Genomic DNA, 22,894 nt, shown 5'->3' on the forward strand with positions numbered 1-22,894 from the left:
CTCCAGTTAAAGGAAGGAAAGCCAGCAACTTGGCGGCGGCTGGCTTTTCCGAAACTCAAGTTTTAATCAAACAATGTTCAATTAAAAACAAGCTAAACTATGAAATTATGCATACTTCGGCAAATTATTATGATTTCAAAATATTGCATCTATGGAACAATTATACAATGTGTAGCTTTTTCCTTTTTAAATGCTAAGAATGTAGAGGCACAGAAGATAAGTCTGGAAGATTTATCCATTGTATTGAGTGGTGAGGCCCAAACGTTGGGAGATCTGTTCGATGAAATCAGCCATAAGACAGATTTTATATTTGCTTTTCATAACGAAGATATTAACCTTGGAAAAAAGGTTAGATTCCAAGGCTATGAAGGAACCCTGGCAGGCTTGTTAAGGGAGTTGGCAGTTAAATCCGGTTTAGGTTTTAAACGGGTAAACAATGATATATTTGTTAAAAAGCGGACATCCGACAAAAAGTCTAACCCTGTTCTGGAAGAGCTTTTCGAAGTGCAGATCAGCGGTAAGGTAACAACTGCGGACAATGAACCCATACCGGGGGTAAATGTGCTGGTGAAGGGAACCCAAATCGGCACAGTGACGGATGTGAATGGTGATTATACCTTAAACGTTCCTGACAATGCAACCATTTTGGTTTTTTCATCTATCGGATACAGCATTGAGGAGGTGGCCATTGATGGGAGGACGACAATAAATGTCACCATGTCTGAAGACGTTCAGGCCCTGGATGAAATAGTGGTGGTAGGATATGGTACTCAGAAAAAGGCCGACCTCACCGGTGCTGTAGGTTCAATTGGTGCGGAAAATATTGTCAATAAGCCTATCGTCAGCCCGGACCAGGCCCTGGCCGGAACGGTGGCAGGGGTCAGTATCATTAACCGCAGCGGTGACGCGGCAGCGCCCATCAATGTAAGGATAAGGGGAGTGGGTACTGTCGGTAATAATCAGCCACTGTGGGTCATAGATGGTGTGCCGATTGTACAAACCACTAATATCACCGTTAACACCTCCTCAACGACCGATTCCAATCCTCTGGCTGGTATCAACCCGAACGATATTGAATCCATCGATGTGTTGAAAGACGCTTCTGCTGCGGCTATTTATGGGGCAAGGGCTGCCAATGGTGTAATTATAGTTACCACCAAGCGTGGAGCGGAGGGCAGTGCCTCGTTTTCCTACAATGGCTATGTTGGTTCTGCCAGGGTAAGGGAAAGGCTCGATGTGCTTAATGTGGATCAGTACATCGATTTACAAGCCGAACTGGGCCGGGATTTCAGTGAGTTCCGGGGCAGGCCTTTTGTGGACTGGCAGGATGCGGTATTCAGAAATGGATTTACCCAAAGTCACAACCTTTCGGTTTCCGGTGGCAATGAAAGGGCCAACTACCTGATATCCGGGGGTTACCTGGCCCAGGAAGGTATTGAAAGGGCGCAGAATTTCGAAAGATATTCGGTAAAAGCCAACTCCGATGTAAAAGTAGGGGAACGTTTTAAGTTCGGAGAGTCTATCCTCATCAGTTTTACGGAAAGGCTTGTGCAATCAGAAGGTGTCGGCGACTGCTGTCAGGCGGCATTTAATGGTGCACTCAATAATGTGCCGTGGTTTGAGATATTTGACCCCACCACAGAATTTGGCTACAACCTGGAAACACCTGAAAACCGTGGGGTAGCCGGAAGAGCCCTGAACACAGTTTTCAGAACCGATACAAGGGTCAACGAAACTATTATTAATGCCACCAAAATTCTCGGCAATGTTTATGGTGAATTTGAGATTATAGAAGGATTGACTTTTAACATGTCCGGAGGTATAGATTATAATGTCGGAGATGCCAGCTTTTTCCAGAATAATGCCAACTACGGCACCACTTTTCAGCAGTCTCTTTTGGTACAGTCGAGACCTATTGAGCGTACCACCAACTGGGCCAATACACTTACTTATAATAAAAGTTTCGGCCGAAATGATTTGACTGTTTTGCTGGGATATGAGGAAACCAATTTTAGATTTGACAAAGTAAGGATACAGGGCAGGGACCTGTTTGATCCGGATAACCTGAGATTTGCTTCATCCGGAAACGCAGTCGCTGCCGGCAATGAAGCTGATCAATGGGCACTGAGAGGTCTTTTGGGAAGGATTAACTTCTCCCATGATAGCAAATACCTGGCTACGGTCAACGTAAGAAGAGACGCCACCTCGCGTTTTGCAAAAGACAACCGTGACGACATATTTCTGTCTGCTTCGGCAGGCTGGAGATTGAGTGAGGAAAGTTTTTTTCCACAAACCAATGTCATAGATGATTTAAAAATCCGGGCCAGTTGGGGGGAGTCGGGCAACCAGTTTACAGGAGTCAATTTTGCCTTTCTCAGCGCGTTGCAGACCAATATCTTTTATGTGTTGGGTGATGCCCAGAATGTGGTCAGGGGTCCGGCGCCAGTCAATTTTGCCAATGAAGATTTGATATGGGAAACCAGTACACAGTCAAACGTCGGAATTGATGCCAGCTTGTTGGAAGGGCGGGTAGAGCTTACCTTTGATTATTACAATAAAGTATCGAGGGATGTATTAATTGGCCTGCCTTTGCCTTTTGTATCGGGATATTTCCTGCCAGCGGATGCCAACCTCGGCGAGATCAGGAATAATGGTATAGAATTGGCCGTCAGTTACAGAAATAGCATTGGGGATTTTACCTACAGCATCGGAGGCAACATCACCACTGTTAACAATGAAGTGGAAGATCTGGGAGGTGTGGCCGGTATCATTACGGGTATCGGGGGTGAGCAGACACACAGAACTGTAGAAGGGGAATCCCTGGGGCACTTTTACGGGTTTAAAACTGATGGAATTTATCAAACCCAGGAGGAAGCCAACGCAGCCCTTCCCGATGCATTTTCGGCAGGTGCAGCGCCCGGTGATATCCGGTTTGTCGATGTAAATGGCGATGGCGAAGTAAATGCCGATGACCGTACGATTTTGGGAAGTCCCATTCCCGGATTTTTCTATGGATTCAACCTTCAGGGCGCTTATAAAGGTTTTGACCTGGCCATTCAACTGCAGGGAATCGGAGACCGTCAGATATATAATCAGGGCCGTGAGCAACTGGAAGCTTTAAGTGGTAATACCAATTCTTCCACCAGCGTCCTGGGACGATGGACTGGTCCAGGCACCAGTAACAGCATGCCAAGGGCAACTGAAGCTGATCCCAATGGCAACCGACGTTTTTCAGACCGGTGGGTAGAAGATGCCGGCTTTATGAGGTTAAGAAACCTGCAGTTTGGATACACGGTACCCCCGGAGGTGCTTGAAAGGGTAACCAATAACTTTGTTTCCAACGTCAGGATCTTTTTTGGCGCACAAAACCTGTTGACAATTACCGATTACAGCGGATTTGACCCTGAGGTAACACGTGCACAAAGTTTCCAGAAGGGGGAATTTCCATTGGCCACAGGCCAGGACGGAGGTGCCTCCCCCCAGCCCAGAATATTTCAATTCGGCTGGCAGGTTAATTTTTAACGGCCACAAACGATACGATTATGACTTCTACTAAAAATAAAATAGTCAGGATGATGAAAAAGATAGCAAGCCTTTTGATGATCTTCCTTATACATAATTCTTGCAATGACCTTGATTTGCTGCCGTTAGACCGTGTTACAACATCGACATTTTATCAAACAAAAGATGACTTTGACGGCGCCATTTTTGCGGCATACTCATCGATACAGGATTTTTGGGGAACCAGTACAGAGACCCTGTCCGAACGGGGTGAATTCTGGAAAATTACCATGACCATTACCGACGATGTGGCTGCGGATCAGAATGTATCGGACCAAATCTCCAGGGATATCGATAACCTGTTTATCAGGGCCGGTGAAGTGCCTTTTGCCGCCATCTATACACAAATTTATGAAGGTATTCTGAGGGCCAATCTGGTGATTGAAAACCTGGATGGCGAGAATCAACTTACGGCGGAAGAGAAGCGTGTCTTAGAAGGAGAATCCAAATTTTTAAGGGCGTTTTTTCATTTTCAGGCTATGAAATTGTTTGGTACGCCCCCATTGGCCACCACGGTGAGCACCGACCTCAACGACCTGGCCTTGCCCAATGCCACCCGGGAAGCATTATTTACACAAATCCTTGATGACTTTGGAGTGGCTGCTGTCAATTTGCCCGAAAGCTGGGATGAGAGTAACACAGGCCGCGCCACAAACTGGGCAGCCAAATCATTTATGGGTAAGGTATATGTCTGGCAAGAAGACTGGACAGCCGCGGTTACGGCCTTTCGGGAAGTCGTGGATCTCGGGCCTTATTCGTTGGAGCCTAATTACGAGGATGTATTTGCGTTCGACAATGAGAATAATGCCGAATCGATTTTTGAGATTCAATATGGTGGCCCGTTCTCTGATGACAACCTGTGGGTTTTTGATGATACACATTCTGAAAACTTCAAAGCCACCCAGGGTATAGGTCGTGGTTATTATTGGGACGCAAGTTCAGACAACGGAGCGCCTGGCAACAAGCTTGGGTGGTGGGTGCCTACACAGGATTTGGTTGACGCTTATGAGCCCGGAGATGAGCGTTTTAGTATTAACATTTACCAGGAAGGGGATATGTATTATACCACCTTCACTTCTTTACCCTACGATCCTGTTTGGTCGACAACAGGTTTTACCCTCAAAAAATACCGTGGGGAGCGCAATATTGACCCGGCCAATCATGCGCCGAATGAACAGGCAGATTTTAATAACGAACGTTGGTTCCGGTTTGCAGAGCTAAAACTGCTTTACGCCGAGTCCCTGCTGGAAACCGGCGCTGCCGGTGATGCTACCAATCAGATCAACGATATCCGGATCCGGGCCGGGCTGGACCCACTTACCGGTGTTGCCGCCGAGGACGATCTGCGTCGGGAAAAGCGTCTGGAAATGGCTTTTGAGCCACACCGGTGGTTTGATATTGTTCGGTGGGGAATCGGATCGCAGGTATTTGGTGCGGCGTGGGATGATAAGTTTGAGGTTTTTCCGTTTCCGCAGTCGGAGATCGATAGGTCTGGTGGGGTGTTGGAGCAGAATGTGGGGTATTAGGAATTGACAATTTACAATTGACAGTTGACAATGGTTTTGGGGTGCGGGAGTAGGGTTTGGTAGGGGGTAGGGTTTGAATTTTGGGGGGCAATTTGGTGGGGAAGTGGGACGTGGATGTTGTGTAACTTAAGTAGGTGCCTGTTTTTTGGGGTGAAAGCCTCTGTGTCTCTTTGTGCCTTTGTGGTGAAGAATGGTTAACCACCAAGGCACCAAGGCACAAAGAGACACAAAGAAGTTTGTCGAAGACGTTGTGCAACAGCCACGTTGCGCTTGTGCCTTCATCTACTTCCTTTTTCTCCTGATTAATACAAAGGCGCCACTCATTAGAATTAACAGCGGCAGGGCGATCATAGTACGTAACCGGGTAGAGCGGACCTGATCTGTTGACAGGTGCAACGTTTTTGGTCTGTGGCTGGGATACGTTATCACTGCCGGGAACCGGTCATAATTAAGCCAACTGAAAAGTGGCTGGGCAAACAGGAAGACATTCCCTTTTTGAATCCGTGAGGAAAGAAAGATCTCGCTTAAAAAGTCAGCGTCACCAATCACAGCCATTCTCTGCTCTTTGCCATTCACCATTCGTGTGAGGCCATAGCCCGCAGTAAATATGCTGTCAGCCATTACGCTGGCTGAGTCGGTGGTAAGCACGGTGTGCTTCCTTGTCGTAAGTATCGGGAAACGATCAAATTCAAACAGCGCGGAGTCTTTCACAGTAAGTGCCGTAGCTCCGGGAAGGACAACGGGGTAGCGTTTCTCGATGCTTAAGGAACTAGTAAAATATCCATCTTCAGAAAAGCCTGCAACGGCATCGGTGATGTCTGTGAAAACAATGGATGGTTCATAGACTGTGTTGACCGATGTCAGGTTACCTCCGGAAGTTAAGCCGAGCATGGCGAGCAGTGAGGTTGTTTTATCGCTTCTTTCAGCTTCAAGAAGTATCAGCAAGTTTTTGCCTGAGCGAATGTATTGGGCTAAAACCTTTAGCTCGTCGGCCGTATATTCCACCTTAGGATCAGCGATGACCAGTATATCGGCCTCTTGTAACTGACTGATTGAACCCAGATCAACCTCCTTAAATTGGAAAGCATGATTAATCAGCGAACTACGAATGGAACGGTCGGTCATCAAAGTGTAATCACCATCTTTTCTTTCCAGGCATGAGCGCTCACCGTGGCCCTTGACATAACCTACCAAAGGAGGCTTCATGATCAGGGACTTCAGCGAAGAAGCTATGTGTTTCTGACCAGGATATTTTTTTGAATCAAGGAACATTCGAAGGAAGGAACTTTGGCTATTAGTGGAAATCACCCGGGTGAACTCATTTCCTTCTGCTGAAAGATCTACTAATGTTCTTATTTCTGCAGGAGCAGCAATACGATCCAAACGCAACCGGTAGGAGCTGGCTACATTGGCTGCTAATTGCCGCTCATCCAATCCCCGGTTCTGTTGGTAGATTTTTGGGTTGGAAGGAATGGTGTCATAAAAAAACACGTGGTTGAATTGCAGTTGGGGTAAAAACCTTACAAAATCTTCAAAATACCTTATGTCATTATTAACAGCACCAGACAGGCGGGTAACTCTGGTAATCTCACTGAAGATGTTAACGTAAGAATTCATCACCAGGGAGGAGTCCCGCAGTTGAGCTGTGACTGCCTGAGATTGTGCAGAGATAGTTGCTCTTTTTCGCTCAGTCACATCCCAGTAATATCTATAATAGGGGTTGTTACTTAACATTGCCACAGCGATTATCACTACGGCAAAAGCTGTGAAACGTACCAAAGTTTGAGACCATGTTTGTGTGCGTGCTTTTAAGCTTAATTTGAAAATGGTGGCAGCCACAAAACAACAAGTAATCAAAAGAAAATACATGATGTCCTTTGAGCCGATCAGCCCAGCCATAATCCCTGATACCCGACCGGAGATCGACACCCAGTATAAAATACTGTTGAGGAAAGGGATGTCCTGGCCGATTGCTCCAATGGCGCTGAATAAGCCGATCACCGCAAATGTTGTAATGGCAGCAATCACCTGTTTTGAAGTGAGGCTGGAAATGAACAGGCCTATTGCCGAATAGGTGGTAAGCAACAGGAAATAGCCAAAAATTGCTGAAATTACAAAATGCGGGTAAAAACCATCGATGATGATAAGACAATAAATGAGTAATGCTGCCAGCACCAGGCATAAAAGCAGGCTGTACACAATCAACGCCAGGTATTTACCCATTACCAGTTGCCAGAAATATGCCGGAGATGAAATAAGGAGCCTGAAAGAACCCGTGTTGTACTCTTTGCTGAAAAGCCCCATGGTAATCAGAGGGATATAAATATAGATGTTATGAACCAGGATATACCCGATCTTGGCGGGGAAGTTCGATCCAAAAATTGCATCAGACGTATGATGAATGCGCCAGCCTTTAGCGACCGAAATACTTATATATTCAAGCCTGTCAAAAAAGCCGTACAGTATCTGAAGCACAAAGGCGATCAGTACGAGCCATATGATGGGCGAACAAAACAACCGGCGGATTTCGTGTTTGGCGATGTTTGTAATGAGTCTCATTTATTTTCGATGTCTAATTTTGAGTAATAGGAATGCTCCAAAACCAATGGAAGATGGAATTAGCAACAGGAAAATGGGCCATAAGCCGGCAATTTGCCTGCCATTGATCCGAATGCTATTGTTGGGAGGGACTTGTGTATTGGAGGTGACCGGAAACTCATCATAGGTAAACCATTTAAAGAGAGGGGGTAAGAACAGATAGCTATTCGACTTGATCTCCCTCCTGGAATCTACCTTGTTACCAATAATATCTGCATCACCTATGATCGCAATACGTTGCTGCCTTTCACCCACAGCGCGGGTAAGTCCCATACCAACAGGCTTTCCTTCTCCCTCTATCTCTGCCTTAAGGAACGCAAACGCCTTGAAACTTGCTGGGATGGTAGTATCCTTTTTAATGGCTACAGCACCTGATAGCAGCACCGGCACAGTAAACTCACTGATCCAAGTGGCCTGGAATTCCGGATCACCGGTGAATACTGACATGGCCTCAGTGGGATACGCGTTTACAAGGTCTGTATTAAACCTTGAAGCCTGACCCGCCAGTTTGCCGGGAAGGAAAGATAAACCCAATGGTGCCAGTAAGGGGTTCAGAAATTTACAACTGTTTACATCCCCCAATACCAACAGGTTTCTACCCTCATCGATGTATTCTTGTATGGTCTTTATTTGTGCATTACTATAGGGTGTAACCGGATCAGCAATGACTAAGATGTCTACCTCTTTCAAAGATTTACGACTTAATAGGTTGATTTCCCTGAAGGCAAATCCGTCATTTAATAAGGAGAACCTGTCATCTTCTTTACCATACAGCATCTGGTAATAATCCCTGCCTTTTTTTCCATGAAAGGTCCTTTCTCCATTGGCTGCCAGAAATCCTATGACCGGCTGCCCTGCCGCCATAGTATTCAAAGCCGATGAAATCTCCTCTTCACGTGGGTAATGGGTTATATCACGGAACATTCTAACAAAAGAGGAAGTATCCTGGCCGCTGATAAACTGGCGGATGTATTCATTGCCCTGGTTTGATAAATCCACCTGCGCCCTTATCTCAGCAGGAGGGAGCACTTTGTTAAAATCAATGTTGTAAAGACCTGCCAGCTTTCTTGCAATCTCTTTTTCTTCCAGCGCGGGAAACCTTTCATAAATGTCTGGGTTACCCGGGATAGTATCATAAAAATAGATGTACGCTATCTTCAGGTTGGGCAAAAACCTCACATACTCCTCGAACCTTCTAAAGTCATTGTTGTGGAATTTTGGCAACCCACTTTTTGGCGTCATGTCGCTTAACAGGTTGATGTAAGTTTTTAGCACCAGGGGCTTATCCCTGAATTTTGAGACCAAACGCTGACTCGCCTCAGTGATCGTATTTTCTTTAGTCCGGGTAAGGTCCCAATAGGCGATGAACCCTGGTTTAGAGCTAATAAAAGCAGCAAGCACTACAAAACCTGCCAGTGTGAAATACAAAAGGAGCCTGTTTGTGAAACCGTATTTTAATCGTTGATCCTGTAACCTTAATATGGTCAGCACAATAAAAAAAATGGAAACAATCAGAAAATAAGCCATGCTTTTGGTGCTGATCAGCCCTGCCATCATCTGTTCTGCCCTGCCCGATATCGATATCCAGTAAAGCACATCATTTAAGTAGGCAATGTCCTGGCCGATCTTTCCCGCATTGCCCAGCAGGGCAATGACAGCAAAGGTGGCGATGCCTGCGACCACTTCATTGGAAACCAGTGATGAAATAAATAGGCCAATGGAGGCATAAGCCATAAAAAGCAAATAAAATCCAATGGCCCCCGCCAGGGTGTAGGACACATCGAAGTGGGTAATCAAAGCACTGCCCAGCACAATAAATGCACCCAGCACGGCTACCAGCAGCAACCCGAACAGTAGTAAGGCCAGAAACTTACCCAGCACGGTTTGCCAGTCCTTTACCGGGGCGCTCATGAGCAGCTTGAAGGAGCCCGAGCTATACTCCCTGCTAAAAATGCCCATCGTGACCAAAGGCACGTAGATATACAGGTTGGTGGTAATCGCTTTAAAGACACCCCTTGCCCTTAAAACATTAAAAAGCCTGTCTGTTACGTCATTGAGGTCCCGTCCTCTCATAAGGTTAGCCTGCACGTAATCCAACTGGTAAAGATAATTGTAGGCAATCTGAACAATAAAAATTACGATCACCAGCCAGGCCAGTGGGGATAAAAATAACCTGGTGAACTCCTGTTTTGCGATCCTGTGTGTCATCCTGCCACTCCTTCTTTTTGTGATAATTGTGCAAACACTTCTTCCAGGCTGTACCTTTCGAGGTAAGCTTCTTTTAAGCCCCAGCCATTTTCAATGCACACCTTCATGACTTTTTGTGCCGCAGCCTCACCGCTGGTCACTTTTACCCGGTACTTCTGCTGGTGTAGTTTTATCACTTCTTCCACCTTTCTCTGGCAGGTTGGATAATTCCCGGTCTATCCGGCCGTTCCGTTTCAGGTCCAGCCAACGGTGGCCCCATTCTGCAAAAAGCTCTACCTTACGCTCCTGCATGATAGCATCCAGTAGCGATGGCTGGTCGCTGGCAGGCGTGTCACCCAGGCCTGCTCTGTTTCTGATGATATTCAAATCTTCCCGGGCGCCCGATATGTTGTTTTGCCTGGTCCGCGCCTCCGACCTGATCAGGTATTGCTCAGCAAGCCTGAAAACCACCGTATACTCATCCGGAAGGTCTCCTGTACGAAAAAACTCTTTATATTTAAACGGGTAATAAAATGTTTCTTCACCCGAATCCCGAGTTCCGACCCAACTGGATAAACGGTTATCCGAAGGATCAAAAGTGTTTACAAGATCATTTGACATCGAGGTAGTCACTAACCCGTCACCGGGTAAAATAAAATCTAAAAGAAAACGAAAACCATGATTGGTATTGATACCTGGGGTATTAGGTATTAACTGCCATATGGCTTCGGGGCTTGCGGGTTTAAAAACATCATTAAGCACTGTATCAAGGGCATACAAGTCATTATCAATCACCTGGGTAGCTTGTACTTCCGCATTAGCCCAATCTTCCAGGTACAGGTAAACCCTGGCAAGTAAAGCGGTGGCTGCTCCCCGGTTTGGGCGTACCCTTTCTTCGTTACTCACAAAAGAATAATCCGCCATCATTAAAAATTGTGCCCTTGTTAAATCAGCCGTGATATTTTCATAAATCAAGGCCACGCTGGTTTTTCCGATAGAATTGTTGGTGGCAATACCCGTGGTGGAAACATAAGGCACTTCACCAAAAAGGTTTACCAGGTAAAAATGCGTAAAAGCCCGCATAAAAAGGGCTTCCCCAAGCGCCTGGTCAATACGCGGATCAATGAAGGAAGCGCCTGATATACCTTCGATTAAAAGGTTTGCCTGGTTAATGATCTGATAAGCAAAAGTCCAGAAATTGTTGTTAACAATTATGTTGTCAGGTTGAAGGTCGTTGAGGGCAAATTCTGTATTACTCCTGTCTGAAGAATAATTGATGAATTCACCGCTGGCAGTACCTGTGAAAATCTCCAGCCCGGCGTTGAACATGTTGTTGGGGGTTGCCAATATTTCACTGTACAATCCATTCAGGGCGGCAACAATTGCTGTGCGGTCTTCAAACAGGGCCTCTGTTGTTATTTCTGTGGTGGGCGGATCGATCTCAACAAAATCTTCACAGGAAAACGTTGTAAAGAACAAGAGTGCCGCACCGAAAGCACAGATACTCCCTTTCACAATACATGTTTTACACACCTGGCTGAGGTGCTTGCCTGAAAGAGGGTATAGATGATTTTTTTGTGTTTTCATGTTAAAAGTTTTTAAAAAGTGAGCTGAATACCAGTGGTGATCATTCTTAGTTGAGGAAGATTCATGTTTTGGGTCTCGGGGTCCCATCCGTCATAATCCGTGATCGTCAGCAGGTTCTGCCCCTGCAGGTAAATTCGGGCGTTTTCAATCCTGGCTGCGGCGGTCCATGCTGGGGGAAGCTGCCACGATAAAGAAACATTTTGAAGCCTGATAAAGGAAGCATCTACCCGGGCATTCGGGATGTTTCTTCTATTGGAAGTACCTAGTCTTTCACTGGTCCTTGGTAGGTCGGTGACATCTCCCGGGTTTTGCCAACGTTCTAAGACCCTGGTGGTGGGCACAAAACCACCACCTCTTGCTGAAGAACTAAAATTACTCACCGTGAAATCAATGGCCTCCTGTTTTACAAAGAATAAATGAAAGTCCAGTTGCAACCCTTTGTAAGAAAAACTATTCTCAAGTCCTCCATAGAACTCCTGGACGTTTGCCACAAAAAATTGCCGGTCTGAAACATCAATCACACCGTCCCTGTTAAAATCCACAAAATCATAGGTCCCCGTCTCGGGATTCACCCCCAAGGATTGGAATTCCTTTCTCCCTAAAATGGGCCGGCCCACTTCATAGAACGCGTCAAACTCAGGGAACGCTTCGATATTTTCAAATTCAAGGAGCTCATTTTCAGGAAAAGACAGGTTAAAATCAGAACGCCACCTAAATTCCCCTGATACTACATTGACCGTGGTTAGCTCAAACTCCCAACCCCTGTTCTCAACAGTAGCAGGCAGGTTGAATTGCTGTGAGTTATACCCTGTTGTAGCCGATAGCGGTCTTCCGATTAGCTGGTCAAAGGTACGGTTGCGGTACCAACTGCTATTGAGTCGCATCCTGTCATCGAAAAAACCAAGCTCCAGGCCAAACTCCAGCTTCCTTGTTGTCTCCCAGGAATATTCAGGATTGGCAGCTCTGGTAGGGGTAATCGATTGATTTTCATTATAGGGGTCAACGGGGCTGTAAGAGCTCAGGTACTGGTAATCCCCGATTTGATCATTGCCCACTACCCCATAAGAAGCCCTCAACTTACCGAAACTCAATAATGGCAAAAGGTTTGCGATAACCTTTTCTTCTGAAAAAAGCCAGGCAGCACCAATTGCTCCAAAATTGCCAAATTGTTGCCCTGGCCCAAACCGGCTCGACCCATCCCTTCTTCCTGTTAAATTAAGGATATATTTCCCCGCCCAGGTATAATTTAAACGCGTGAAAATGGCAGAATAGCGATATTGATTATCGGAGGTGCCCTGTGACCTGATAGAGCCGGCAGCAGACAAATCTCCTAATAAAGCATCATTTTGGTACCCACTGGCAAGAACGGCCTCCCGGTTAGCATCAGACCCCTGCAAGGTAGCCCCCAGCAAAACACTTATCCTGCCCTGGCCAATTTCCTGGTCATAGCTCAACTGGGGTTCGATGATAAACGTTTCGGCGTTTCCGTTCCCAATCGTTGCAGACCCGATCCTATTTTGTTCGGGATTAAATGTTGCGATAGGGATAAGGTTAACCTCATCGGTGATCGTGTTTGTAAGTCCAATGGACGTACTGAATACAAGATTATCTAATATCCCGTAAGATAATTTGGAATTGACAACAAGGTTTTTCGTGTTATTCTCATATCTTCGCTCTAAGATGCCAAGAGGATTATTCCAGGTGCCATTTCCCCAATTTAAGTTGCCGGAATCGTCAAACAATGCAGGGGCATTGGGTGCGAGCCTCAACACCAAAGAAGCTGGTGTAATACCTCCCTGGTTATTGATACTGTTAGCATAATTTACTGATAGATCGATCCCTAATTTCCGGTCTAATGATCTGTGATTTAAAGTGATCGTCCCTGAAAAACGCTCGAACTTCGAATCATCATAATTGTACACATTGCCCTGGCTGAAATAAGCCCCACTAAAACTGAACTGGGTTTGTCCCTTACCCCCGGAAACAGAAAAGGACGCATTGGTTTGGTCTGCTACATCGCTTAATAACTCCTCCTGCCAATCTGTATTCCGGTCTCTGTCCCATAAAAGCAGGTCAGGGTCCCGAAGTTCAGAGGGAGTACGCCCATCATTGCGAAGCCCCTCCTCCCTGATTAAAAGGTAATCTTCTGTACCTAAAAGCGCCAGTTTCCTCGGAACTTCCCCCCAGCCCTGTGAATAATTGATATTCACCCTTGTTTTTCCGGCAGCTCCTTTTTTGGTGGTGATGATGATAACACCATTTGCCCCCCTGGACCCATAAATCGCTGTGGCATCCGCATCTTTCAAAACCTCGATACTTTCGATGTCCGAAGGCTGGATAAACGCCAAAGGGTTGCCGTTACCCAGGGCACGTGAAATAGGGAGTCCATTATTGTCCGTCCCATTTACGGTTTCATTAATAAATGGAACTCCATCGATAATAAAAAATGGACGATTCGAATTAGGGAGTTCCGTACCGTCGTCGAGCTCCTGACCGTTATTGAGACTGTTCACCCCCCGGATATTGATATTTAACTCCCCACCCGGTATCCCGGAAGCCGGCTGAATTTGCACGCCCGCCACGCGACCCTGAATGGTTTGAAGCGGGTTAACCACCGGTTGCTTTTCAATAATTTTAGCATCCACTCTGGCAATATTGCCAGGATTTAGTTTTTGCTCCACCTCATAGTATCCCGTAGAAACGACTGCTACTTCTTTTAATGCGGTCAGGTCAGCCAGGAGTATGACATCGACGGTAGAGCGCGTAGTTACCTCAATCTCCTGGGAGAGAAACCCAACAAAAGAGAAAATCAGTGTGGTCACATTATCAGGAAGGGTGATGACGTAATTGCCCTTGATGTCAGTGACTGTTCCGATGCCACGTTGGTCTTTCACCCGGATAGTGGCGCCTTGTAGCGGGTCGCCGTTTTCATCGGTCACCTTACCGGTGATTGTGCGCTCTTGCTTGTTTCGGATGGGGGATATTTTGTCAGGAAAATCTTCCTCGCGCCTCAGGGTGTTTCCGGTTGAGGAGGCATTTGTTTTGGCATTTTTTTCGGGCGCTTGCTTCTTTTTTCTTTTCGGGTAAATCAGGTAGTTTCCATCCAGCTTCTCGAAGGTTAAGTTATGCGGGGTCAGGATGTCTTTCAGGAAGCGTTCCAACGCTTTTTCGTCATTCCCTTCATATTCCCTTGTAACGGTTTTTCCTTCCAGCACCTTTTTTTCAAAGTCGAAATAAACCCGGTGCTTCTCAGAGAGCTCGGACAATACTTCAATGAGTGACCGATCTTCCGTACCCATTTGTTCATTGTCATTGTATGACAAGGTTGCGGAATACTTTTCTATGGATTTAGTAACGGATGGTTTTTCTGCGGAAGGCTTTCCTCCGGCGGTCAACCCGAACAGGAAGAGGAACAACGTCAGGCCTCTGACCGGTGTTTGGCTGAGCCTCCTCCACAGGGATAATTTGTGATGAAGGTGTTTCCTCTTTTGTAAAATGTGTTTCATAATTTTACTTTTGCATTTGAACATTGATTTATTCCCATCCTTATAGTTGTTCGGATGGGATTGTTTACTGCCCGCATTAGGGTCTCAAGCTATATTGCGGGCAGGTTTCTTTAGTCTTTTTCGATCATTACTGTTTTTCCGTCTTTGCTTACTTTCAGATAAAATATTTTTGAAAGTTTGGTGAGGAGTATGTCGATATTGTCTACCGGTGAGGTACCGGTAAACCGTCTGTTCCTCAGCTCATCGTCCAGGATCTTTACTTTCATGCCATAGTTATCTTCCAAAAGGGCAGCGATCTCAGTCAATGGGGTATCATCGAATATCAACCTGTTGTTGCGCCAGGCGGTCAAAGGATCGGGGTTGACTACCTCTTTGATATATTGCTGTTCGGTTTCGACGTAATCTACTCTTTCTCCGGGCGTCATTTCAATACGATGGTTGTTCACCCGGCTGGTCAGGCCCACTTTGCCCGATTTCAGGATAACCTGTGTGGTGCCCCGGCGTCTTTTTACATTGAACTTAGTGCCCAGCACTTCTATATTCAAGTCCCCTGAATGGACGACAAATTTCACCTGTCGGGGTACCGCGGCATCACCAGATGCGGTTTGCTTACGCACAGAGAAAAAGGCTTCACCCTCCAGCCATACTTCACGGCGGCCTTTATCTTCCCAATTATCTTTGTAATACAGCGTAGAATTGGCGTTGAGTTGAACGGTGGAATTGTCAGGCAGCAAAATGGATTGGGTTTCCCCGAAATGATTCATATACTTCACTTTCAGGTGCTGATCAGTAAGGTAGTACCAGGCCCCGCTCAACATCAGCAATCCGATAAAAGCAGCCGCCACAGTTTGTAAAAACGCCCTTTTCTGCTGTAGGCGGGGCTCCACGGTCTTTAACTGACCCTGGCGCTTGCTTCTTTTCTCAATGATATTCATCCACATCTCATCAAAGTCTTTTTCCGGCAGCTCATCCCTCCTGAAATCAATAGACCGCATTATTTTGCTCGCCTGCTCTATCACCTCCCTTTTTTCCGGATGCTTTTCCAGCCAGCTTTCCCAAAACCTGGTCACCATCGGATCGGGATCCAATAGCCATTTCTGGAAATATTCATCTTTGAGAAAATCCTCTTTGTTGTATTTTGTGTACTTCATGTATTTACTGCAGGCTCAAAAACCTGGATCACCTATTAAGAGAGAAAAACCGGAATTTTACCCCGCAATTTTTTTGACTTTTTTTGGAGAGGCGCTGCCAGTGCTTTGAGCGCGGGTTTTTTGTTGTGGGTTGCCACGCAACCACCACCCACCTCAAACAGCCCGGCTACCTACAGTAATCCCAAACCGACAAAATAAAGTAAAAGATAAACCTTATCAGTATGCTGACGTAAGGTGTGCAACGCACGACCGATTTTTTTGTAGGCGGCTTTTCTGGAAATACCCATGATATCGGCTACTTCTTCATAACTTAAACGGTCGTAGTACTTCAGAAAAATGATCTCTCGCTGACTGGTGGTGAGTTTGTTCAAGGCTTTTCGGAGTTCGTCCAGTTGTGCTTCTTTGATCTGATGGTCGTGAAGGATGCGCTCAGTGGAATAGGCTATCTCAAAAGGCTGGTAATTGTCAGATGAAGGAACCAGGGGCTTCACTTTGGCTTTTTCGGCCAGTATCTTCCGGCGAATGGACTTATAGAGGTAGGATCTGATAGACCTGACCACTCCCAGGTTTTGCCTGGCATCCCAAATTTCAATGAAAAGATCCTGGATACAATCTTTGACCAACGACGGATCGCTGACAAGCTTCAAGCCATAGTTGTAGAGCGCCGCTGCGTGGGTTTTGTAAATATCCGCATACGCCTTTTCACTGCCGGACTGAAACTCCTCCCACAAGAGAATATCCGTTTTTGGCGGTGAATCACCCTTGTTAAGGTGCCTCTGCAACGGACTTTCTCCCGCAGTCTCCGCTTGCCTATGGATGTGTCTAATTGCCAAATTGATTATTTTCGTTTTGCAGGCATTGAAATTATATGATTTGATAAACAATACCAAACCTCATGATTTTATCGAATTGTTAAATCTCCCCCCCACTCAAACTCACACGCCCCACCCAAACTCCACACCCACACTCCTAATTGGCGATGAATATCAGATTTCGCTTATCCTCCAAAAAAGCCTCCACCTGCTCCTGCGCTAATTCATTTAAATCCGGTGACCGGATCATGAAGCAGGCAAATGAGGCCGGGTATCCTTCCAGTTCGTTGCTGATGCCGGCGCAGTTGTAGAAGGGAGGGGTGGTATTTTTTCTTGTGTTGAAAAAAATGGTTAAACTACTTTGTGAGATGTCGTTGAAGGAATGACCTTCGTGCAATTTAATCTGCAGGGTATGTGGGTCCAGAAGTTTTGTGCGTCCCACATAATTCAGGCCGCCGATTTCCATATTTGATTTGGAATTTATTCCAATTGTCAATTCGGCCCGGGTCAACTCATGATTTCTGTTGGGGTAGAATAATACATAATCACCGGCGTAGTTTTGAATAATCCGGTGGTCGGGTGACAGTTCGTCGAGTGAGTTAGGGGTATAGGTTTTTGATACAAAAACTTTGTTGGTCAGATACGATACCACCCTGGGATCTGTCTCACTGTTTAGCTTTTCCCGTATTTCGTGCTCTTGTTCAACCTTTTCCAGCAAAATACGCCCGGCCGCAGGGAAACCATCTCTTTTGACTGTACTATAGGTGCCTAGTAGTATAGGCCTTCCGTATTTTTTGGTGCCTGAAAACAGGCAGATGAGCTTTTTGACAGGGGTAGAATCTCCTACTTTAACAGCGTTGATGAAGGTGTAGTTTTCTACCACCTCGTAGGTGCCTTCCCAATGTTCTTCCAGCCGGTAGTCGATCAGCACCTTTTTTTTGTTCATGACTCTGATGACGGCTTTTCCTACTGTTTCGCGTGCAAAAGCGTAGTAATACATGATATAAAACAGGGCCTCCTGCGATGGTAAAGCACTTTTTATTTCACCACTGGATAAAACAAGATCGCCTTCTTCGTCATAAGATAACCCGAATTCACTCAAAAGTACCTGCAGCAATTCCTGTCTGCTCATTTTTTCGATGATCACCTGGGGATAGCGATCATAATTTTTGGCTTTACTCAGGGAAGTGTAGTTGATGCGTTCCTCTACCTCGTATTGTGTGATTTTTTGCTTTTTTAAATAGTTTAAAACTTTCGAGATACGATCAGCCAACACCCGTCCGGTTAACTTGTTCATTTCACTTTCATTGCAGCTTTATTATGGAATATAGTCTTTATGTATCAAATATGATAGTCAAAACGAAATTTTCTGAAAATTTCTTAAAGAATATTCTTCTAGACCATTTTTATTTCACCGGACTGCCTGAATAATTAACTTTCAAAAATGCAAATGAAACCTGGTAGCAATGTATGCCACCTTTAATTTCCAATCACTTCTAAACTAACATTATGAGCAAAGTTTTACGATTCTACATGTTACTTGCCCTATTGATACCTCAGATGCAGGCGCAGGATCTTACGGTCTCGGGCAGGGTCTCCTCGCAGGATGACGGATCAGGGCTCCCTGGCGTAAATATCATTGTCAAAGGCACGACACTCGGTACCACCACCGATGCAGACGGTAATTACAGTATGACGCTGGCCCGGCCCGATATGACCTTGATTTTTTCTTCTATCGGGTATGTTCCGGAAGAAATTGAGGTAAACGGCAGATCGATTGTTAATGTCTCATTGGCCAGAGATATCACCTCATTGGCCGAGGTGGTAGTAGTGGCTTTTGGGGAAGCAGAAAAGGCGACCATCACAGGCGCCCTGGAGTCTATAAAATCTGAAGACATTGTCAGACAGCAGCAGGCCAACATTTCAAATTCCATACAAGGACTGGCGCCTGGCTTGCAGGTACTGGAAGGAAACGGACAACCGGGCAGTTCCGCCGGTTTTCTGATTCGGGGTATCGGCTCACTGCAGGCAGGAACCGGCCCTTTAATTGTAGTGGATGGGGCGGTGTTCAATGGGGATCTTTCTCAATTAAATGCCAGTGATATCGAAAGTATCAATGTTTTAAAAGATGCCAGCTCTGCAGCGTTGTATGGCTCGAGGGCGGGAAATGGCGTGATCCTCATCACCACTAAAAAAGGCGTAAACCGGGCAACAACTTACAACATCAATGCCCAATATGGTATCACCGAAAACAATAACCCAAACGACTTCAGGGTCATGAATACCGCGGAATATGTGGAATATTACCGGGAAGCCATTCTCAATGCCGGTGAAGATCCCGATGATCCGGGCACCGGCTTTTATATGCCTATCGATCAGCCATTCAATACCGACTGGGTGGAAGAGGCACTGCAGACCGGAAGTTTTAACAAGTATGACTTTTCTGCGACAGGAGGGAATAAGAAAACCTCATTTTTTGCAGCGTTGGGTTATTTATACCAGGAAGGAACAGTGGTAGCCACAGACTTTGAACGGGCTACAGGTACCTTGAATCTCGACCATCAAGCCAGTGACAAATTTGACCTCGGTGGTAAAATACAGTTGGCTTACGAGACGTCCAATAACCTGATTTCCGAAGGAGGCAGGAGTGGACAACTCTCCGGGGCATTCCAGACCGCTCCCATTGAGCCCATATTTGTGACACCCGATCTTGCAGGCGGGCCATTTGACGGCGCAGGTTTTAATTTTGAAATACCCAGCAATGCACAACACAATCCGGTGGCAACTACGATTATGAACAGCAATACCTCCGAGACCTGGAATATGAACAGTAACTTTGATTTAGGATATAATTTTACGCCGGAAATCCGCGGTGAAGTGTTGGCCAATTATTACTTTTTTTCGACCAATACGAAAGAAACCATCGGCAAGCTGTACAAAGCAGAAACCGACGGCGGAACAACCGAAGAGGGCAGGATCACAGGAAATACCTTTAATTTTATCGGCACGCTTTCCTACCGGAAAGAACTGCAAAATCATGGATTCGGGGTAAAGATAGGTTTTGAGACAACCCGGCAAAGGTTAAACGCGCTGGATGTTTCCGCTGATAACTTTACCTTCAGTAACCTCAATACTGTGGGTTTTGGAAATGTTGTGGTGGCCCAGGGGATAACTTCCGGCTTTGAGGGGTCATCCCTTGCCGGTTTTTTTGGCCGGGTCAATTACAGCTTCAGAGATAAGCTGTTTGTCGAAGGTTCTCTACGTCGTGACGGCGCTTCCAATTTCGGATCTGACACCAGGTGGGGAACTTTTGGGGCTGTCGGGGTCAGTTATTTGCTGTCTGAGGAACAGTTTTTCAAGGATTTGACCTTTCTGAATAACCTGAAACTAAGGATGAGCTACGGATCTTCCGGAAACAACAGAATTGGTGATTTTAGCTGGCGGGATCTTTACCGGGCAGATGTTATCTACACGACCGGCCCGGGTCCAAACAACGCCAACAATGGCGTCGGAACTTCTTTTCCGGCAAATCCGGATTTAAGGTGGGAAAAGAACCTTCAGTTTGATATAGGGGTGGATTTTGCCATGTTTAACAACAAGATTACCGGTTCGTTGGATTACTTCAGAAGGGTATCACAGGATTTGTTGTTCAACGCTCCTTTATCACAAACCACTGGTTTTGATGACGTCACTGTCAATTCCGGAGCAGAATTACTCAATACAGGCATTGAGGTGTCTTTGGGTGTGTTTCCGGTGAGAAACGATAATTTTTTGTGGCAGGTCAACGCCAACTTTGCCTTCTACAACCAGGAAATCACCAGCATCCCTGATGACGTAGTATTTAGCACCCGCATTTGGCAGGAAGGAGGCAGGTCCGATAACTGGTTTCTGCAGCGCTACGCGGGTGTTGATCCGGCCAACGGAGACGCACTTTATTTAACGGCTAATGATGAAACAACCACTGACTATAACGGTGACGAAGACCGGGTCATTGCTGGTCAGCGTACACCAGACACCTACGGTGGTATTACCAACACGCTTGAATACAAAGGTATCAGCTTGTCCTTTATGGTGTATTATAGTTTTGGTGCTGACGAATATTTTGACCTGGGGCAGGATCTAAGTACCGATGGGGCGAGTTTTCCTGCCAATCAATGGGTTCATGTGTTGAACCGATGGCAAAATCCCGGTGATATGACGGATGTACCCAGGGCCCTGGTCAATAATCCCAATGGCGATTTGGTCAGTACAAGATACCTCTACGATGCCTCCTTTGTCAGGTTACAGAATGTGAGTCTTAGTTACACACTGCCTAAAGGGTTGGTAGAAAAACTGGGCATGAACAATGTCTCAGTAAGCCTGAACGGGCAAAATTTATGGCTAACCACAGATTTCCCGGGCTTTGATCCTACTTCCGAATCCTACCCGCTGCCCAGAACCATGACACTTGGGATTAACTTATCATTCTAAAAAGCATTACCATGAGAAAAAGATTCATCATAAACATAACTTTTCTGCTGATTGTATTGTTTATCGTTCCGGCCTGTGATGATTACCTGGATGTGGAACCGGAAACGGCCATAGGCTCCTCTGTAGTTTTTCAAACCCAGGAAGGGGTATTGTTTGCATTAACGGGTGTTTATACCCGGCTAAAACTAAAAGGTTTTTACGGCACTGAATTTGCTGTGATCGGCGATGCAGCTACCGACAATGGTAAAATTCCTTCCGACAGGGAGTCGGCAGGTGCCAACCCGGATAGGATCCCATTTGCCTATACACTGAACCTCAATGCTGTAAACACCTCCAGGTTATGGCAGGATGCTTATGTTGTTATTAATAATATCAATGTAATACTGGAAAATATAGATAATGACAATAACATCACTGAAAATGTCAAAAACCAGGTGATTGCCGAATGCAGAATCCTGAGGGCCTGGGCACATTTCTGCCTGGTTCGGCTCTACGCACAGGATTATAATTTCACACCTGATCAATCACATCCGGGTGTACCGGTAATTACAGTAACCGGCGCTGCCAACCGGCCTGCAAGAAACACAGTTGGAGAGGTGTTTGATTTCATTTTCGGAGAAATGAATGCGTCTATTCCGGTGCTGCAAAGCACAGAAGCCATTAGCAGGCAGGATGCTATGTATTACCTAAACTATTTTAGCGCGGTGGCAATGCGGGCTACGATGCATTTTTATGTTACGGATTATGCCGCTGCCTTGGCTGATGCCAACACCGTCGTCAATGAAGGTCCCTACACGTTGATTGAAAACTATACGACTTCCCTATATGAATCGGATGGTCTCGGAGAACTGGCGTTCATCGATGATTGGGCCGGGAGTGTTATTGTTGAGTCCGAAAGCATTTTTCAGTTGTACATCAATGAGGATAATACCCAGATTACCACCAACCGGTCTATCATAGATATTTATACCGCCAATAACGGCAATGCTGCCCACGCTATTTCAAATGACTTGCTGGGATTATATGAAACCGGTGATGTGCGAAACAACTGGTATAAAGTAGAAAACATCGATCCCCATGTATTTAAATATCCAGGGGCCTTTGGAGATGCGAAGGATGACACACCTTACCCGGTCTTGCGCCTGACGGAATTTGTCCTGATGAAGGCAGAGTGCGAAGTTCGCCTCAATGGCGCCGATGGGTTGGCAAGGGATCTGGTCAATCAAATTACACAACGCGCCGGCGCCTCGACGGTTAGCACTTCGGGAGATGCCCTGATAGAAGACATCATAACCGAACGGCGAAAAGAATTGGCTTTTGAAGGAAACCGCCTTTTTGATTTGAAACGCCTGCAACGTGGGTTTACCAGGGTAGACTGCAATTTGCCGGAAAATTGTACGGTAAGCTATCCCTCCGATTTATATGCCTGGCCTATTCCCCAGGATGAACTGAATGGCAATACGAATATGGTGCAGAACGAAGGTTATTGATCATTT

The 22,894-nt window shown here is 45.9% G+C and carries 12 protein-coding genes; 4 read left to right on the forward strand and 8 right to left on the reverse strand.

Features of this window, described 5'->3' with window-relative positions:
• Window positions 1-99 precede the first annotated feature (99 nt).
• Together AC04NP_RS20135 and AC04NP_RS20140 are read left to right on the forward strand one after the other, a co-directional pair.
• Entirely contained in the window at window positions 100-3,522 is a 3,423-nt protein-coding gene (locus AC04NP_RS20135) for a SusC/RagA family TonB-linked outer membrane protein (protein ID WP_482861736.1), read from the forward strand.
• Window positions 3,523-3,542: 20 nt separating this feature from the next.
• On the forward strand, window positions 3,543-5,087 hold the full coding sequence (locus AC04NP_RS20140; RefSeq protein WP_482861737.1) for a RagB/SusD family nutrient uptake outer membrane protein: 1,545 nt from the start codon (window positions 3,543-3,545) through the stop codon (window positions 5,085-5,087).
• Window positions 5,088-5,369: 282 nt separating this feature from the next.
• On the opposite strand, the gene AC04NP_RS20145 is transcribed toward AC04NP_RS20140, so the two are convergent.
• From AC04NP_RS20145 to AC04NP_RS20180, 8 genes are all read right to left on the reverse strand, one after another.
• Window positions 5,370-7,646 (reverse strand): Gldg family protein, encoded by a 2,277-nt coding sequence (locus tag AC04NP_RS20145; RefSeq protein WP_482861738.1) that lies wholly within the window; start codon window positions 7,644-7,646, stop codon window positions 5,370-5,372.
• Entirely contained in the window at window positions 7,647-9,893 is a 2,247-nt protein-coding gene (locus tag AC04NP_RS20150) for an ABC transporter permease subunit (protein ID WP_482861739.1), read from the reverse strand.
• Window positions 9,890-10,033 carry a hypothetical protein gene (locus tag AC04NP_RS20155; protein ID WP_482861740.1) on the reverse strand — a complete coding sequence of 48 codons (144 nt, stop codon included), beginning with the start codon at window positions 10,031-10,033 and terminating at the stop codon, window positions 9,890-9,892. The genes AC04NP_RS20150 and AC04NP_RS20155 overlap by 4 nt, the downstream gene beginning before the upstream one ends.
• Window positions 10,020-11,459: a RagB/SusD family nutrient uptake outer membrane protein gene (locus AC04NP_RS20160; RefSeq protein WP_482861741.1), complete on the reverse strand. Its 1,440-nt coding sequence runs from the start codon at window positions 11,457-11,459 to the stop codon at window positions 10,020-10,022. The genes AC04NP_RS20155 and AC04NP_RS20160 overlap by 14 nt, the downstream gene beginning before the upstream one ends.
• Before the next feature lie 11 nt (window positions 11,460-11,470).
• The gene (locus AC04NP_RS20165) at window positions 11,471-14,965 is read right to left on the reverse strand and encodes a SusC/RagA family TonB-linked outer membrane protein (protein ID WP_482861742.1); all 3,495 of its coding nucleotides are present in this window, start codon (window positions 14,963-14,965) and stop codon (window positions 11,471-11,473) included.
• A 110-nt stretch (window positions 14,966-15,075) separates the two neighbouring features.
• On the reverse strand, window positions 15,076-16,116 hold the full coding sequence (locus AC04NP_RS20170) for a FecR family protein (RefSeq protein ID WP_482861743.1): 1,041 nt from the start codon (window positions 16,114-16,116) through the stop codon (window positions 15,076-15,078).
• Between the two features lie 170 nt (window positions 16,117-16,286).
• Window positions 16,287-16,949: an RNA polymerase sigma factor gene (locus AC04NP_RS20175; protein WP_482861744.1), complete on the reverse strand. Its 663-nt coding sequence runs from the start codon at window positions 16,947-16,949 to the stop codon at window positions 16,287-16,289.
• 136 nt (window positions 16,950-17,085) lie between these two features.
• Entirely contained in the window at window positions 17,086-18,225 is a 1,140-nt protein-coding gene (locus AC04NP_RS20180) for a hypothetical protein (RefSeq protein WP_482861745.1), read from the reverse strand.
• 212 nt (window positions 18,226-18,437) lie between these two features.
• On the opposite strand from AC04NP_RS20180, the gene AC04NP_RS20185 reads away from it, so the two are divergent.
• Entirely contained in the window at window positions 18,438-21,398 is a 2,961-nt protein-coding gene (locus AC04NP_RS20185) for a SusC/RagA family TonB-linked outer membrane protein (RefSeq protein ID WP_482861746.1), read from the forward strand.
• Window positions 21,399-21,409: 11 nt separating this feature from the next.
• A complete protein-coding gene (locus AC04NP_RS20190) occupies window positions 21,410-22,888 on the forward strand; it encodes a RagB/SusD family nutrient uptake outer membrane protein (RefSeq protein ID WP_482861747.1) in 1,479 nt (492 codons plus the stop codon).
• Window positions 22,889-22,894: the final 6 nt, after the last annotated feature.

The sequence above is a fragment of the Agaribacillus sp. DX54 genome (genome assembly GCF_056858335.1).